This is a genomic window from Streptomyces sp. NPDC093149 (genome assembly GCF_044754145.1).
Classification (GTDB): Bacteria; Actinomycetota; Actinomycetes; order Streptomycetales; family Streptomycetaceae; genus Streptomyces.
This window is the reverse complement of sequence record NZ_JBIVON010000020.1, coordinates 80,180-96,077: the sequence shown is the minus strand read 5'-3', so window position 1 is coordinate 96,077 and position 15,898 is coordinate 80,180. Positions and strand designations below refer to the sequence as shown.

Sequence of the window (15,898 nt, the reverse complement as noted above, 5' to 3'; positions counted from 1 at the left end):
CGAGTGCGGCCGGCACGAGGGCGATCCTCCGCCTTGCGACGCACCGCACCGGACGCCGCGAGCCTCCCGGCAAACCTTTCCGGCCACAGCACTAGTGGGCCGGCTTGAGCGGCAGCAGTGCGCTGATCCGGAACCCGCCGCCGGGGCGCGGCCCGGCGTCCAGCGTGCCGCCGACCATGCCCACCCGCTCGCGCATACCGATCATCCCGTGGCCCGCGCCGTCGGCGCCGCCGTCCTCGTACATCTCGTGCGCCGCGCCCCGCCCGTCGTCCTCGACCAGCAGCCCGAGGCCGTCGTCGAAGTAGACCAGCCGCACACTCGCCCCGGCGTCCGGGCCGCCGTGCTTGCGGGTGTTGGTCAGGGCCTCCTGCACGATGCGGTACGCGGTCAGCTCCACCCCGCTGGGCAGCGGGCGGGGCGTGCCCTCGATCTTGAAGTCGACGGCCAGGCCGGTCTGCCTGACCTGCTCGACGAGGTCCTCGATCTGCTCGACGTCGGGCTGCGGGACGTACTCCCCGCTCTCCTTGGCGTCCCCGGTCCGCAGCACCCCGAGCAGCCGCCGCATCTCGGCGAGGGCCTGCCTGCCGGTACTGGAGATGGTCTCCAGTGCCTGCCGCGCCTGGTCGGGGGCCGCCTCCATGACGTACGCCGCGCCGTCCGCCTGCACCACCATCACCGAGACGTTGTGCGCGACGACGTCGTGGAGCTCGCGGGCGATCCGGGCCCGCTCCGCGGCCACCGCGACCTTCGACTGAGCCTCGCGCTCCCGCTCCAGCCGGGCCGCGCGCTCCTCCAGCTGGTCGAAGTACGCGCGCCGGGTGCGCATCGAGTCGCCGAGCACCCAGGCGAGCACGAACGGCACGGTCATCACGACGACGACGAACACCTGCTGCAGCCAACCGGTCTGGGGCACGTCCTGCGGCCAGCGCAGCTGCGCGACGGTGGCCGCGCTCAGGCTGCAGATCAGCGCCAGCCGGGACGCCCAGCGCTGCCCGACGGTGGCCACGGTGAAGACGATCACCAGCATCGCGAAGTTCACGACGCCCGGCTTGACCCCGAACACCACTTGCACGACGCCCATCGCGACGGCGAGCACCAGCATCTTCTCCGGTGCGCGCCGACGCAGCGCGACGACGGTGCAGAGGCCGATGACGACCGGTACGGCAGGCAGCCGCTCACTTCCGCGGCCGGGATCCGCCACCATGGACAGGCCGGAGAGCCCGAGGAGGAAGACAGCCCAGCAGCTGTCGACGCCCGTCGGGTGTCTGCGGATGAAGTCGTAGAGGCGCTGCACGTAACCCAGCGTAGGGACAGGCGGTGGGTGCATGGGTCAGCCGAAGGGCCGATCCAGCTCCTGGGACCGTACTCCCCAAGGTGGAGACTTGGGAACGTGACGGATGAGTGGCGTGGGTGGCAGGAGGCGGCAGAGGCCGCTTTGTACGGAGACGGGGGGTTCTACCGGAGCCCCGAGGGGCCGGCGGGCCACTTCCGCACCTCCGTCCACGCGTCTTCGCTGTTCGCCTCGGCCGTCGCCCGGCTGCTGGTCGCAACGGCGCGGGAGCTGGACACCGGCTCGGTGGATCTGGTGGACCTGGGCGCGGGGCGGGGCGAACTGCTGACCGGGGTGCTGGCCGCGCTTCCGGCCACGGGGGCCGGTGATCTGGACGTGCGGGCGTACGCCGTGGAGCTCGCCGCGCGCCCGGCCGGTCTGGATCCCCGGATCGAGTGGTGCGCCGAACCCCCACGAGGAACGTACGGGCTGCTGTTCGCCAACGAATGGCTGGACAACGTCCCCACCGAGGTCGTCGAGACCGACGAGGACGGCGTCGACCGGTACGTCCTGGTGCGGACGGCGGACGGTGCGGAACGGCTGGGCGATCCTGTGACCGGGGCGGATGCCGAATGGCTGCGCCGCTGGTGGCCGTCGGCCGGGCCGGGCGGCCGGGCGGAGATCGGCCGCCCGCGCGACGAGGCCTGGGCAGGGGCGGTGTCCTCGCTGGCCCGGGGCCTCGCGGTGGCGGTGGACTACGCCCACGCGCGGGAGGCACGGCCGCCCTTCGGCACACTGACCGGCTTCCGGGCCGGCCGCGAGGTGCGACCGGTACCGGACGGCAGCTGCGACCTCACCTCGCACGTGGCACTGGACGCGTGCGCCGCGGCGGCCGGGGCCGACGTACCGCCCGAGGTGCTGACGCAGCGCGAGGCGCTGCGCCGCCTCGGCGTCGACGGCGGGCGCCCCCCGCTGTCCCTGGCGTCCGCCGACCCGGCCGGGTACGTACGGGCCCTCGCCTCGGCGGGCGAGGCGGCGGAGCTGACGGCCCGGGGCGGCCTCGGCGACTTCGGCTGGCTGATGCAGCGCAAGAACGGCCCCGACAGGCTCTGAGCCGCGGGTCCGGGGCGCAGTCCCGTTTCCGGGAAGGGGCGGACGGGGGAACGGTCGCGCACCCCACCCCGCACCGTCCATCACCCCACCGCTCAAGGAATACTGGCCGTATGACGGAGACGACAGTCGGCATCGGCGGCGCGGCGGAGAGCACCGACATGGTGCTCAACATCGGCCCCCAGCACCCCTCCACCCACGGCGTGCTCCGTCTGCGCATCGTCCTGGACGGCGAACGCATCCAGCACGCCGAACCGGTCATCGGCTACATGCACCGAGGCGCGGAGAAGCTGTTCGAGGCCCGCGACTACCGGCAGATCGTGATGCTTGCCAACCGCCACGACTGGCTGTCGGCGTTCTCCAACGAGCTGGGTGTCGTGATGGCCGTCGAGCGCATGCTCGGCATGGAGGTCCCGGAGCGCGCGGTCTGGACGCGCACCCTGCTCGCCGAGCTGAACCGGGTCCTGAACCATCTGATGTTCCTCGGCTCGTACCCGCTCGAACTCGGCGGGATCACCCCGGTGTTCTACGCGTTCCGCGAGCGGGAGGAACTCCAGGCCGTGATGGAGGAGGTCTCCGGCGGCCGGATGCACTACATGTTCAACCGGGTCGGCGGCCTCAAGGAGGATCTCCCTGCGGGCTGGCTCGGCCGTGCCCGGGACGCCGTCGCCTCGGTCCGCTCCCGGATGGACGTGTACGACGACCTGGTGCTCGGCAACGAGATCTTCCGGGGCCGTACCCGCGGTGTGGGCGTGCTGTCCGCCGCGACCGTCCACGCGTACGGGGTGTCCGGGCCGATCGCCCGCGCCTCGGGGGTCGACTTCGATCTGCGGCGCGACGAGCCGTATCTCGCGTACGGGGAGCTCCAGGACACGCTCAAGGTCGTCACCCGCACCGAGGGCGACTGCCTGGCCCGCTTCGAATGCCTGCTGGAGCAGACGCACAACGCCCTCGATCTCGCGGACGCCTCCCTGGACCGGATCGCCGGCCTGGCACCCGGTCCGATCAACCAGCGGCTGCCCAAGGTCCTGAAGGCCCCCGAGGGCCACACCTACGCCTGGACCGAGAACCCGCTCGGCATCAACGGCTACTACCTGGTGTCCAAGGGCGAGAAGACCCCGTACCGGCTGAAGCTCCGCTCCGCCTCGTACAACAACATCCAGGCGCTCACCGAGCTGCTGCCGGGCACGTTGGTCGCCGACATGGTGGCGATCCTGGGTTCGCTCTTCTTCGTCGTCGGCGACATCGACAAGTAGTCGTTGCCCCGTGGGAAGACCCCGTGCCGGGGTCTTCCGTCCGGATCGTGCCTGATCGGCGACCGGGGCACGAGCCGGGCAGGATCCGGACGAGAGGCCCTACGAGATCGCGCTGCGCAGCTGCACCACGTCCAGCTGTTCGGTCTCGTCGTGCGCGGTCAGGTCGATGACCTTGCCGACGGCCCGGTTCTCGGCCGATCCCGTACGGTGCGCGGCCAGCGCCTCCTCGCCCACGACGTCCGCGAGGTCCTCGTTCTGCACGGACTCGATCGCGGCGCGCGCCTTCTGCGTCCCGAAGAAGTCGAAGCTGCCCTGCGGCACCGGCTGGCGCCGGGGGGCCGCGTACGGAGCGACCGTGCTGGCGACCGGCACGGTGCGGGCCGCGGGCAGCGCGGCGGACGGCCGGGACGCGGGAAGTGCGGTCGGCGGACGGAGGAGCCGCGCGTCCGACGGGTCCGCGGCGGCCGCGTGCTTCCCCTGCCGCTCCTCCGCCTCCCGGGCGCGCTCCGCGAGATCGCGCTTCCTGGCCTGCTCGGCGGTACGGCGCGCCTCCTGGAGGGCCCCGTTGCGCGAGAGGTCCTCCAGCGCCTGGGCGGCACGCAGGTAGGCGGCCGGTGTCGGTGTGCTGCGCGCGGCGGGCAGCTCCCGGGGCGCGGCGGCTTCGAGCGCGAGCTGCCTGCGGCCCTCCAGCGCACTGGCCCGCCCGGTCTCGGCGTTGGCGTACCGGCGCAGCAGCGCGGCGTGCTCACCACGCAGGTTGGCGAGCTCCACGCGCTTGCGACGCAGCTTCGTCTCCAGCCGTACGCGCAGCTCCCGCGACTCCTCCAGGTCCGCCTCCAGCTCGGCCACGCGCTCCTCGGCCCGCCACGCGTCCCCGGCGCGGGCTCGCGTCAGCTCCGCGACGCGACGGCCCGCTTCCCGGTCCCAGCTGCGCATCAGATACGCACCGGTCACGGCAGCGGCCGCCGCGGCGGCCACCAGACCGCGCAGGACCAGGGGCTCGGCGAGCAGCCAGGCGCCCCCGGCACAGAGGACCGAGACTCCGACGACGGCCGAAGACGGAAGGATTCTGTGCAGAGGTGGCGAATGGCGATGACGTCCACGTGGCATGGCCTGAAATTTACCGTGTGTAGGAGGCACTTGGGGAGCCGCCCGCCAATCTGTTCCCGGCCGGTTACCTGACGGCCCCCCAATCCTCCCGATCCCTACTTCTTGATGAGGCCCTTCGACCGCAGATAGTCCTTGGCCACATCGGCGGGTTTTGCGCGCTCCGCGTCGACCTTGCGGTTCAGTTCCGCCAGATCCTGGGTGGTGAGGGCCTTGGTGAGCTTGCCGAGCGCGTCGGCTACATCCTGGGAACCCGCGTCCTCGGCATTGACGACCGGCAGAACGTTGTCCGCGTTCTGAAGCTTCTTGTCGTCCTCCAGAAACACCAGTCCATAGCTGTCCAGTACCGCGTCCGTGGTGGTGGTGAGGACCAACTGGTCCTTGCCGTCCTTGACCGCCTGCTTGGACTGCGGGGTGCCGACTCCCTTGGGGTCGATACCGGTGACATTGACGCCGTACGTGTTCTTCAGGCCCGGCGCGCAGAACGGCCGCACCTCGCACTCGTCGCCCGCCGCGATCTTCACTTCGGCCTTCGACCTGCCGAGATCCGAAAGGGACTTGAGCTTGTGCTCGGCGGCGAATTCCTTCGTCACCGCGAAGGCGTTCTGGTCGACGGCCCCGCCGGCCGGGAGCACCTTCAGTCCGCGCGGGGTGGCGAGCTTCTCCAGCGCCGCGACCGTGGCGGCCACGTCACCGGAGGCGACCGGCTTCTTCTCGGCCTGCTTCGCGCCGTTCACCTTGGCATTCAGGAATTCCGCGATCGTCGCGGCATATTCGGGGACGACGTCGATCTCGCCCTTCTCCAGGGACGGTTCGTACAGTTCCCGGTTGGCCACCGTGGTGATCGAGGTGCTGTATCCGGCATCGCCCAGGATCTGCGCGTACAGCTCCGCGAGCACCTTGGACTCGGTGAAGGACGCCGCGCCGACGACGAGCGACCCCTTCTTCCCCGAGCCGCCGCCGGAGGCGCCGGAGGACGCCGAGCCCCCCTTGTCCTTCTCCAGGCTGTCGCCGCCGCAGGCGGCGAGCGAGCCGGCCAGCGCGACCATGCCGATGACCGCACCCGCTATGCGCGAGGTCTTGCTCATGAGTTGTCTCCGTCCACAGCAACAGGGATGGTTCGAGAAGGGATCCCGGGACCGGGAGAGATCGCCGGGGCGTCGGGCACGTGAGGGGGCGTTCTTTTGCCCGACGGATGGTCGTGACGGACGGGCGTGGGGGCCGTCATGCCGTCCCGCGACGGCGGCGCAGCGGTGACAGCATCCGGTCCAGGGCCACCAGCACCGCCTCCACCAGCAGAGCGAGCGCGGCGACGAGGAGCGCCCCCGCGACCACCTGCGGCGTGTTGTACGTGTTGAAACCCGCGGTGATGATCCGGCCGAGACCGCCCTGCCCGACCATCGCGGCGATCGTCGCGGTGGCGACCACCTGGACCGCGGCCGAGCGCAGCCCGGTCATGATCATCGGGTAGGCCAGCGGCAGCTCGACCCGCACGAAGAGCTGCCCCCCGGACATGCCCATGCCCCGCGCCGCCTCGGCCACCGACCGGTCGACCTCCGTCATCCCGACGTAGGCGTTGGTCAGCAACGGCGGCACGGCGAACAGCACCAGCGCGATGATTGTCGGCACATATCCGGCGTTGCGCAGCGGCGAGACCATGAAGAGGGCCAGCACCGCGAAGACCGGAATCGCCCGCCCCACATTGGAGAGGTTGACCGCCAGCGCACCCCCCTTCCCGATGTGCCCGAGGTACAGCGCGATCGGCAGCGCGATGAGGCAGGCCAGGGCGAGCGCGACACCGCTGACGTACAGATGCTCGCCGAGCCGGTGCGCCGCACCGCTCTCCCCCGACCAATTGGCGCCGGTGGTGAGCCAGGTCCAGGCCTCGCCGAGAACTCCCATGGTTCAGACCGCCTTTGCCGTGGCGCCCGCGCCCGCGTGCGTGGCGCGTATGCGGGTCCAGGGGGTCAACAGCCGCTGGAGGCCCAGCAACAGCAGATCCGCGACGACCGCGAGCAGTACGCACAGGACCGAGGCGGTGAGCACCTGGGCCTTGAAGAAGCTGGGCAGGGCGTCCCCTATGAGATTGCCGAGGCCGCCTCTGCCGATGATCGATCCGACCGTCGTCAGCGCGATCGTGGAGACCGTGGCGATCCGTACGCCGGCCATCAGCGCGGGCATGGCGAGAGGGACTTCGACCTCCCACAACAGGCGCACCGGCCCGTAGCCCATGCCCTTCGCGGCTTCCTTCGCCTCCTGCGGCACCGCTTCGAGGCCGGCCAGGATGTTCCGCACGAGAATGGTCAGCGAATAGAGCACCAGGCCGGTGACGACCAGTGCCGCGGAGAGTCCGAACAGGGGCAGCAGCAGCGAGAACATGGCGAGCGAGGGCACGGTGTAGAGCACCGTGGTCAGCCCGAGCACCGGTCCGGCGAAGCGACGGCTGCGACGGGCGAGCAGCGCCAGCGGAAAGGCCACCAGAAGTCCGATCGCCACCGAGACCGCGGTGATCCAGATGTGCTGGACCGTCGCATCGGTCAACTCCTGGCTGCGGGAACGGAGATACTCCCCGCAGATCCAGTCGTTCGTCACCATGCAGTTCTGTGCGGCAGCCATCCGTCCCCCACCTCCCGATTTCCGCCTCGTACCGATGTCTGGCGACCCTATCCCCGACCACTGACAATCGCCGAAGCCGTTGTATTCCAGCAACATGTCCTTCACAGAACACGCGCCACAATGGGGAACCATGATCCGTTTCGAGCACGTCACCAAGCGGTACGCGGACGGCACCACCGCCGTCGACGACCTTTCCTTCGAGGTCGCCGAGGGTGAACTGGTCACGCTCGTCGGACCGTCGGGCTGCGGCAAGACGACCACCATGAAGATGGTGAACCGGCTGATCGAACCGACCGAGGGACGGATATTCCTCGACGGGGACGACATATCGGCCATCGACCCCGTTCGGCTGCGCCGTCGTATCGGCTATGTGATCCAGCAGGTGGGGCTCTTCCCGCACCGTACGATCCTGGAGAACACCGCGACCGTTCCCCATCTCCTCGGCTGGAAACGGGGAAAGGGCCGTGAGCGCGCGGCGGAACTCCTGGACCTTGTCGGACTTGATCCTTCCGTTTATGGCGACCGCTATCCGGAGCAGCTCTCCGGCGGTCAGCGCCAACGCGTGGGCGTGGCCAGGGCACTGGCCGCGGATCCGCCGGTGCTGCTGATGGACGAGCCTTTCGGCGCGGTCGACCCCGTCGTACGGGAACGGCTGCAGAACGAATTCCTGAAACTTCAGGCACAGGTCCGCAAAACCGTGTTGTTCGTCACCCACGACATCGAGGAAGCGGTCCGGCTCGGTGACCGCATCGCCGTCTACGGACAGGGATCCATCGAGCAGTTCGACTCCCCGGCGACCGTGCTCGGCGCGCCGGCCACTCCTTACGTCGCAGACTTCGTCGGCGCCGACCGCGGGCTCAAGCGACTCTCCGTCACCCCCATCGAGGAGGGCGACCTGGACCAGCCGCCGGTCGTCCACCTCGACGACTCCCTTGCGAGGGCGACCGAACGGCTGCGGGCCGAGGGGGCGCGCTGGGCCGTCGTCCTGGACGGCGAGGACAATCTGCACGGCTGGATCCCGGCCGACAGCCCCGTCGGCGGGGCCGAGGACACGGTGCGCGCCCACGCCCGCAGGATGGAGGCGTGGCTGCCCGTCGGCGCCCCGCTCAAGCAGGCGTTCGCCACCATGCTCCAGCACGACGCCGGCTGGATCGCCGTCATCGACGAGGAGAGCACCGGCCGCTTCCTCGGCGTGCTCACCCCGGCCCGGCTCCATGAGGCGCTGCGCCGCTCGATCGACGCGGACGCCCAGGCCGTCCCGCGCACCGAGGTCGCCGTCGAGACCGTGGAGAGCTTCGCCAAGACCGCCGCACGGTGAGCCGGTCACCGGCCCGGCCGGGCCGGTGACGGGGGCCGGGCCGACGCAGGGACCTGGACCGGCCCGGTCGACGCGGGAACCGGCCCGGTCAGGGCAGGACCGGCCCGGTCGACGCGGGAACCGGCCCGGTCAGGGCAGGACCGGCCCGGTCGACGCGGGAACCAGCCCGGTCAGGGCAGGGCCGGCACGGTCGACGCAGGAACCGGCGCCGTCGGAGCGGAACCGGGCGCGGCTCAGCTCTCGCTCAGCCGGCTGCTCATCCAGTCCAGCGCCGAAGGGATCTCCCGTCGCCAGGTGTTGAAGTTGTGCCCGCCGCTGTCGAGCACGATCGACGAGGCCTGGGCCGGCGCCTTCACCTTGTCGAGGAACCGCATCGTGGAGCGGTAGTTCCCCTCGCCGTGCTTGGAGGTCGTGACCAGGAAGGACGAGTCGGGCTGCGGCAGATGGTCCAGGCTCCACATCAGATCGGAGCGGTTGCGCGCGTCCTGGTCGCCGTGGAAGAGGTCACCGGTCGTCGGGTCCTCGGCCGCCTTGTAGTACGCGGAGAGCCCGGCGCTCGCGGCGAACCGGTCCGGATGGTGGAGTCCTATCTTCAGCGCACAGTAGCCACCGGTCGAATTGCCCATGATGCCCCAGTTGCGCGCCAGCTTGCCGACCCGGTACTCGTCCGAGACCGCCCGCGGCACATCCTTGCCCAGGAACGTCTCCGTCTGCGGACCGCCCTTTATGTCCACGCACTCGGTGTCCCTCGGCGGCGCCACCGTCGGCCGCAGCATCACCAGGATCATCGGCTGGGCCCGGCCGGCCTTCACCCGGTCGTGTGCCGTCCGCGGGTACCGAAGACCCTTCAGAAGGTTCTCCGAGACACCCGGGTAACCGGTGAGGACGACGACCGCGGGGAACTTCCGGCGGGCGAACGCGGGCTGGAAGTACTCCGGCGGCAGATACACGTACGCCGAGCTCTCGATCTTCGACTCCCGCCCCGCTATGACGACCTTGTCGATCCGCCCGTTCCTCGTGGGCAGTGAGCCGCCCGGCCCGTCCGGCCGCTGTATCCCGACCCGGACGATGTTCTTGGAGGCCAGGGCGCCGGCCGCGCGGTCCGTGACCACACCCAGCTCCTGCTTCTGGCCGAACAGGTCGGCCCAGGACCCGTAGAAGAGGAACGAGTTGTTCGCCACCAGTGCGACGGAGACGAAGACCGTCACCTGGGTCGCCAGCAGGAGACCGACCCTGCCGAACACCGCGGGCGCACTGCGCCGGGCCAGCCGCGGCCAGAGCCAGACCGTGGCGGCGAAGAACACCACGGCCAGCATGATGGCGGCGGCCAGGAACGCCTTGCTGGTAAGACCCATGAGGGGTGAGCTTTCTTGTCTGGAATTTTCCGGCCGGCGGGTGAACCCCCGGCGTGGAAGCCTCGTCCTACAAGTCGCACATCGTCCGGAGCGCCACGGCCGAAGGACTCAAGAATCTCTCTCGCGGAACCACGGGAAGCGATGTCTGTCACGCTAGATGGGGATAAATCGGGATCGGTTCCGAGTCCTGTACGCAAGTTCGTACGCGGCCCGCGACCCGAATCCGTACCGACGCTGGTCGGTACCGCCTGCACCGTCGTCGGCCTGATCGACGTGGCCGCCGGCGTCTTCCCACGCTTCCGGCACAGCCGGATGCACACCCTCGCCGAGGTGCTCCCCGGCGCCCTCGGCCCGTTCGCCGCAGCCCTCTCCCTGAGCGCGGGCGTCCTGCTGCTCCTCCTCGCCCACGGCCTCAAGCGACGCAAGCGGCGGGCCTGGCGGGCGGCCGCCCTCCTGCTGCCGGCCGGCGCGCTGGCGCAGTTCGCCTACCGGCACTCCGTCATCGGCACGCTCGTCTCGCTGGCGCTGTGCCTCCTGCTGGTCCGCCACCGCGGCGAATTCGCCGCGCTCCCCGATCCCCGGAGCCGCTGGCGGGCCCTGGCCAATTTCGTGCTCCTCGGAGCGGGTTCGCTGGGCCTCGGCCTGGTCATCGTCAGCGTCCACCCCGGCCGTGTCGTGGGAAGCCCCAGCGTCGCCGACCGGCTCCAGCACGTGCTGTACGGGCTGTTCGGATTCGAAGGCCCCGTCGAGTACGCCGGAGTCACCTCCTCGACCGTGGCTTACTCACTCGGCGCCCTCGGCCTGCTGACCGCCGTCACCACCATCTACCTCGCCTTCCGCCCCGAGCACCCGGCCGCACGCCTCACCGAGGACGACGAGGCCCGGCTGCGCGCCCTGCTGGAGAAGCACGGCGGCCGGGACTCGCTCGGCCACTTCGCGCTCCGCCGCGACAAGGGCGTCGTCTTCTCCCCCAGCGGCAAGGCCGCCGTCTGCTACCGCGTCGTGTCCGGGGTGATGCTGGCGAGCGGCGACCCGATCGGCGACGTGGAGGCCTGGCCGGGCGCCATCGAACGCTTCATGGACGAGGCCAAGGCCCACTCCTGGACCCCGGCCGTGATGGGCTGCAGCGAGACCGGCGGCGAGGTCTGGACCCGCGAGACCGGGCTGGACGCGCTGGAACTCGGCGACGAGGCGGTGGTGGACGTCGCGGATTTCTCGCTCGCCGGGCGCGCGATGCGCAACGTACGCCAGATGGTGAAGCGCATTGAACGACTTGGCTACGAGACGCGGGTCCGGCGCGTCCGCGACATCGGCGAGGCCGAACTGGCCCGCATCCGGCGGGCCGCCGCCGACTGGCGCGGCACCGACAACGAGCGCGGCTTCTCCATGGCGCTCGGCCGGATCGGTGACCCGGCCGACGGGGACTGCATCATCGCCACCGCCCACAAGACCGACGAACACACCGCCGACTCCCCGTACGGCGACCTGAAGGCCGTGCTCCACTTCGTCCCGTGGGGCGACGACGGCATGTCCCTCGATCTGATGCGCCGCGACCGTTCCGCGGACCCCGGCATGAACGAACTGCTGATCGTCGCCGCCCTCCAGTCCGCCTCGCAGCTCTCCGTCGAGCGCGTCTCGCTGAACTTCGCGATGTTCCGCTCGGCGCTCGCCCGCGGCGAGAAACTGGGTGCGGGACCGGTGCTGCGGACCTGGCGCGGACTGCTGATCTTTCTGTCGCGCTGGTTCCAGATCGAGTCGCTGTACAAGTTCAACGCCAAGTTCCGGCCCCGCTGGGAGCCCCGCTTCGTGGTCTACCGCGCCGCCGGCGACCTGCCCCGCATCTCTCTCGCCGCGATGCAGGCCGAGGGCTTCGTGAACCTCGCGCTGCCCCGTCCCTTCGCCCGCCGCTTCCCGCGCCGCCGGGCCCGCCCCTGCGCCCACACCCCACCGCCGGGCCAGGAGCACCACGCACGCGCGGCATAACAGCACGCCGTATCGGCCTACGCTGGTCGCATGAGTACGTTGCGTGGACGAGGCACGGTCCAAGGCCTGCCGGAGTGGGACCGCTGTGCGGTCATGGGTGTCGTCAATGTGACCCCGGACTCCTTCTCCGACGGGGGCCGCTGGTTCGACACCACGGCCGCGATCAAACACGGCCTCGACCTGGTCGCCGAGGGCGCCGACCTGGTCGACGTCGGCGGCGAGTCGACCCGTCCTGGCGCCAGCCGGGTGGACGCGTCGGAGGAGCTGCGCCGCGTGGTCCCGGTGGTCAGGGGTCTGGCGTCCGAAGGGGTCATGGTCTCGGTGGACACGATGCGGGCCCGTGTCGCCGACGAGGCGGTCAAGGCCGGGGCCGCCCTGGTCAACGACGTCAGCGGCGGCCTCGCCGACCCCGACATGGTCCGGGTCGTCGCGGCGGCCGAAGCGCCGTTCGTGGTGATGCACTGGCGCGGCTTCAGCGAGTCCATGAACAGCCGGGCGGTCTACGAGGACGTCGTCGCCGAGGTCGTCACGGAACTGCGGGAACGGATGGACGCCGTGGTCGCGGGCGGAGTCGCCCCGGAACGGATCGTGATCGACCCCGGCCTCGGCTTCGCCAAGGAGGCCGGCCACGACCTCTCCCTGGTCGCCCACCTCGACGAACTGCGCGCCCTCGGCCGTCCGCTGCTGGTAGCCGCCTCCCGCAAACGCTTCCTCGGCCATGTGCTGGCCGGTGACGGCGCCGCGCCGCCCCCCGCGCGCGAACGCGACGCCGCCACCGCGGCGATCTCCGCGCTCTCCGCCCGCGCGGGTGCCTGGGCCGTCCGGGTCCACGAGGTCCGGGCCACGGCCGACGCCGTACGGGTGGCCCGCGCCGTCGAGGGTGCCGCATGAGCGGGCCCCGCGACGAGCACGCGGAGGCGGCCGCCGACATCGCGGCCGTCGAGCAGGCCAACACCTCCTTCTACGAGGCGATGGAGCGCGGCGACTTCGAGGAGCTCTCCGGCCTCTGGCTGCCGGGCGAGGACCTCACCGTCTCCTGCGTCCACCCGGGCTGGCCGGTGCTCACCGGCCGCGGCGAGGTGCTGCGCAGTTACGCCCTGATCATGGCGAACACCGAGTACATCCAGTTCTTCCTGACCGACGTCGGGGTCTCGATGACCGGCGACACGGCACTGGTGACCTGCACCGAGAACATTCTCAGCGGCGGCCCCGCCGAGGACGGCAACGCACTCGGACCATTGGTCGGGCAACTCGTCGTGGCCACCAATGTGTTCCGGCGCACTCCGGACGGCTGGAAGCTCTGGTCCCATCACGGCTCGCCCGTGATGACCGAATCCGATGAGGACGAGGACGAGGAATCCCCCTCCTGACCGAGGCATCCGCCCGATGGGTGGGTTGGAATCCGGGTCCGGGGGTAGTAGCGGCTACCAGCCCCGCGAAGCCTCCCCACAGCCCCCCGCGGGCGAGCACTGTCGGTGCTCGCAGGTAGATTCGAAAGAGAGCACCTCGCCGTCCGCACGCGGCCCCGTGTCTCTACGCCCTACGACAGCAGGAGTGATTCGCGTGGATCGTGTCGCGCTGCGCGGCCTCAAGGCCCGTGGACACCATGGCGTCTTCCCCCGGGAACGGGAAGAGGGTCAGACGTTCATCGTGGACCTGGTGCTCGGCCTCGACACCCGCCCCGCGGCAGCCGCCGACGACCTGACGAAGACCGTGCACTACGGCGTCGTCGCCGAGGAGGTCGTCGACGTGGTGCAGGGTGAACCGGTCGATCTGATCGAAACGCTCGCGGAGCGCATCGCCCAGAAGTGCCTCAAGCACGAAGGAGTCGAGGAGGTGGAGGTGGTGGTGCACAAGCCGGATGCGCCGATCACCGTCCCGTTCGACGATGTGACCATCACCATCACCCGGAGCCGAGTATGACTGCATTTTCTACCGAGGGGCAGAGCGACCCGACCGTACAGCCGGTGCCCGCCTCCGTGGTCGAGCAGGTGGACGCCGCGGACATCACCCTCTCCAATCCCAAACGTGCCGTGATCTCGCTGGGCTCCAACCTCGGCAACCGCCTGGAGACGCTCCAGGGCGCCATAGACGCTCTGGAGGACACCCCCGGCCTGCGGGTCAAGGCGGTCTCCCCGGTGTACGAGACGGAGCCCTGGGGCGTCGCTCCCGGTTCCCAGCCCTCGTACTTCAACGCGGTGATCGTCGTGAAGACGACGCTTCCCCCGTCCTCGCTCCTGGAGCGCGGCCAGGCCATCGAGGAGGCCTTCGACCGGGTCCGTGAGGAACGCTGGGGCCCGCGCACCATCGACGTCGACATCGTGGCGTACGCGGACGTCGTCTCCGACGACCCGGTGCTCACCCTGCCTCACCCCCGGGCCCATGAGCGGGCCTTCGTCCTCGCTCCGTGGCACGACGTCGACCCCGAGGCCCAGCTGCCCGGCGCCGGCCCCGTCGCCGAGCTGCTGGCCGGTGTCGGCCGGGAGGGCGTGCTGCCCCGGGCCGATCTGGAACTCCGTCTCCCCGAGTAGTCGTTAGGCTCGACGGACACGGATCACTGGCGATACGGACCGGTGGCGACACGGGCCACCGGCAGCGAAGGGCGGAGCACTCGGTGAAGCAACTACGGCTCGGGGTACTGACCGGCCTCTTCGCCGCGGCCGGGGTGCTCTCCTGGGGCGGCGCCCGCCTCTGGGACTCCGTCGGCAGCCTGCCGAGCGTTCCCCTCGCCGCACCGATCGTGCTCGCGGTGATCGCGGTCATCCTGCTCGCCACGGCACTCTCCATCCGTTCCCGGCTGCGCGCCCAGCGCGAGCGCCGGCCGGGAGCCAAGGGCGTCGAGCCACTGATGGCGGCGCGGGCCCTGGTCTTCGGTCAGGCCAGCGCGCTGGTCGTCTCCCTGGTGTCCGGCATGTACGGGGGCACGGGCGTCTTCCTGCTCGGCTCCCTCGACATCCCCGCCCGCCGCGACCAGGCGATCTACGCGGGCTTCGCGGTGCTGGCGGGTATCGCGGTGGTGGCCGCGGCCCTCTGGCTGGAGCGCATCTGCAAGCTCCCGGAGGACGAGGACAACGACAAGAGCTCGGCGGCCGCGTAGGACCACCGAGCTCTCCTGCGTCGCCGTGCCGGAACTCAGCGCGCCATGATCAGGCTCATCGCCTCGGCGCGCGTCGCGGGATCACGGAGCTGCCCGCGCACCGCCGACGTCAGCGTCTTCGCACCGGGCTTGCGGATACCGCGCATCGACATGCACATGTGCTCGCACTCGATGACGACGATGACCCCGCGCGGCTCCAGGATGTCCATGAGCGAATCGGCGATCTGAGTGGTGAGCCGCTCCTGGACCTGCGGTCGCCGGGCGTAGACGTCGACCAGGCGGGCCAGCTTCGAAAGGCCGGTGATCTTTCCGCTGGTCGCCGGGATGTACCCGACATGCGCGACGCCCCGGAAGGGCACCAGGTGGTGCTCGCAGGTGCTGAACACCTCGATGTCCTTGACCAGCACCATCTCGTCGTGGCCGAGGTCGAACGTGGTCGTCAGAACATCCTGGGGCTCCTGGTGGAGACCCGCGAATATCTCCTTGTACGCCCGTGCCACCCGTCCCGGCGTCTCCCGCAGTCCCTCACGGTCCGGGTCCTCGCCCACGGCGATGAGGAGTTCGCGAACGGCCGCCTCGGCCCGCTTCTCGTCGAACTCACCGATCGGACCCTGGCCCTCCAACGTCACCGGGTCGGTCATCTGTGCCTCGTTCCTCTGAGCTGTCACCCGCACCTACCTCCGTACGGGCGTACGAAAAAGCCGCGCCCCCACAGGCTAGAACCTGTGGAGGCGCGGCATCCATTCCGGGCCCGGTGCGGCCCCGTGACAGGGGCCACACCGGGGT

At 70.6% G+C, this 15,898-nt stretch carries 16 protein-coding genes; 9 read left to right on the top strand and 7 right to left on the bottom strand.

Annotation, left to right across the window (positions count from 1 at the left end; all coding sequences use genetic code 11):
* Positions 1-91 precede the first annotated feature (91 nt).
* Positions 92-1,294 carry a sensor histidine kinase gene (locus tag ACIQCZ_RS36395; RefSeq protein ID WP_402289324.1) on the bottom strand — a complete coding sequence of 401 codons (1,203 nt, stop codon included), beginning with the start codon at positions 1,292-1,294 and terminating at the stop codon, positions 92-94.
* Positions 1,295-1,390: 96 nt separating this feature from the next.
* Here ACIQCZ_RS36395 and ACIQCZ_RS36390 point away from each other — a divergent pair, with 96 nt between their 5' ends.
* Both ACIQCZ_RS36390 and ACIQCZ_RS36385 read left to right on the top strand, forming a co-directional pair.
* On the top strand, positions 1,391-2,383 hold the full coding sequence (locus ACIQCZ_RS36390; RefSeq protein ID WP_402289321.1) for an SAM-dependent methyltransferase: 993 nt from the start codon (positions 1,391-1,393) through the stop codon (positions 2,381-2,383).
* A gap of 110 nt (positions 2,384-2,493) precedes the next feature.
* Positions 2,494-3,636 (top strand): NADH-quinone oxidoreductase subunit D, encoded by a 1,143-nt coding sequence (locus tag ACIQCZ_RS36385; protein WP_402289319.1) that lies wholly within the window; start codon positions 2,494-2,496, stop codon positions 3,634-3,636.
* Positions 3,637-3,735: 99 nt separating this feature from the next.
* Here ACIQCZ_RS36385 and ACIQCZ_RS36380 read toward each other — a convergent pair whose 3' ends face one another.
* The 4 genes from ACIQCZ_RS36380 to ACIQCZ_RS36365 all read right to left on the bottom strand — a co-directional run bounded on the left by ACIQCZ_RS36380 (position 3,736) and on the right by ACIQCZ_RS36365 (position 7,359).
* Complete coding sequence (locus ACIQCZ_RS36380) at positions 3,736-4,746, bottom strand: hypothetical protein (protein WP_402289316.1); 1,011 nt, start codon at positions 4,744-4,746, stop codon at positions 3,736-3,738.
* Positions 4,747-4,841: 95 nt separating this feature from the next.
* Complete coding sequence (locus tag ACIQCZ_RS36375) at positions 4,842-5,831, bottom strand: ABC transporter substrate-binding protein (protein WP_402289313.1); 990 nt, start codon at positions 5,829-5,831, stop codon at positions 4,842-4,844.
* Positions 5,832-5,967: 136 nt separating this feature from the next.
* Positions 5,968-6,645, bottom strand: a complete 678-nt coding sequence (locus ACIQCZ_RS36370) for an ABC transporter permease (protein ID WP_402289310.1) — start codon at positions 6,643-6,645, stop codon at positions 5,968-5,970.
* Between the two features lie 3 nt (positions 6,646-6,648).
* On the bottom strand, positions 6,649-7,359 hold the full coding sequence (locus ACIQCZ_RS36365; protein WP_402289308.1) for an ABC transporter permease: 711 nt from the start codon (positions 7,357-7,359) through the stop codon (positions 6,649-6,651).
* Positions 7,360-7,489: 130 nt separating this feature from the next.
* Here ACIQCZ_RS36365 and ACIQCZ_RS36360 point away from each other — a divergent pair, with 130 nt between their 5' ends.
* Complete coding sequence (locus ACIQCZ_RS36360) at positions 7,490-8,677, top strand: betaine/proline/choline family ABC transporter ATP-binding protein (RefSeq protein WP_402289306.1); 1,188 nt, start codon at positions 7,490-7,492, stop codon at positions 8,675-8,677.
* 233 nt (positions 8,678-8,910) lie between these two features.
* On the opposite strand, the gene ACIQCZ_RS36355 is transcribed toward ACIQCZ_RS36360, so the two are convergent.
* Positions 8,911-10,032 carry an alpha/beta hydrolase gene (locus tag ACIQCZ_RS36355; RefSeq protein ID WP_402289303.1) on the bottom strand — a complete coding sequence of 374 codons (1,122 nt, stop codon included), beginning with the start codon at positions 10,030-10,032 and terminating at the stop codon, positions 8,911-8,913.
* Positions 10,033-10,173: 141 nt separating this feature from the next.
* Here ACIQCZ_RS36355 and ACIQCZ_RS36350 point away from each other — a divergent pair, with 141 nt between their 5' ends.
* The 6 genes from ACIQCZ_RS36350 to ACIQCZ_RS36325 all read left to right on the top strand — a co-directional run bounded on the left by ACIQCZ_RS36350 (position 10,174) and on the right by ACIQCZ_RS36325 (position 15,112).
* Positions 10,174-12,015: a phosphatidylglycerol lysyltransferase domain-containing protein gene (locus ACIQCZ_RS36350; protein WP_402289300.1), complete on the top strand. Its 1,842-nt coding sequence runs from the start codon at positions 10,174-10,176 to the stop codon at positions 12,013-12,015.
* Positions 12,016-12,108: 93 nt separating this feature from the next.
* Positions 12,109-12,906 carry a dihydropteroate synthase gene (folP, locus tag ACIQCZ_RS36345; RefSeq protein WP_402289335.1) on the top strand — a complete coding sequence of 266 codons (798 nt, stop codon included), beginning with the start codon at positions 12,109-12,111 and terminating at the stop codon, positions 12,904-12,906.
* Positions 12,903-13,385: a nuclear transport factor 2 family protein gene (locus ACIQCZ_RS36340; protein WP_402289297.1), complete on the top strand. Its 483-nt coding sequence runs from the start codon at positions 12,903-12,905 to the stop codon at positions 13,383-13,385. Before folP ends, ACIQCZ_RS36340 begins: the two co-directional genes overlap by 4 nt.
* Positions 13,386-13,578: 193 nt before the next feature.
* Positions 13,579-13,938, top strand: a complete 360-nt coding sequence (gene folB / locus ACIQCZ_RS36335; RefSeq protein WP_093893688.1) for a dihydroneopterin aldolase — start codon at positions 13,579-13,581, stop codon at positions 13,936-13,938.
* Entirely contained in the window at positions 13,935-14,546 is a 612-nt protein-coding gene (folK, locus tag ACIQCZ_RS36330; protein ID WP_389606750.1) for a 2-amino-4-hydroxy-6-hydroxymethyldihydropteridine diphosphokinase, read from the top strand. The genes folB and folK overlap by 4 nt, the downstream gene beginning before the upstream one ends.
* 83 nt (positions 14,547-14,629) lie before the next feature.
* Positions 14,630-15,112 (top strand): DUF3180 domain-containing protein, encoded by a 483-nt coding sequence (locus tag ACIQCZ_RS36325; protein WP_376278778.1) that lies wholly within the window; start codon positions 14,630-14,632, stop codon positions 15,110-15,112.
* Positions 15,113-15,147: 35 nt separating this feature from the next.
* Here ACIQCZ_RS36325 and folE read toward each other — a convergent pair whose 3' ends face one another.
* Positions 15,148-15,753 carry a GTP cyclohydrolase I FolE gene (folE, locus tag ACIQCZ_RS36320; RefSeq protein WP_351077564.1) on the bottom strand — a complete coding sequence of 202 codons (606 nt, stop codon included), beginning with the start codon at positions 15,751-15,753 and terminating at the stop codon, positions 15,148-15,150.
* Between the last annotated feature and the right edge of the window lie 145 nt (positions 15,754-15,898).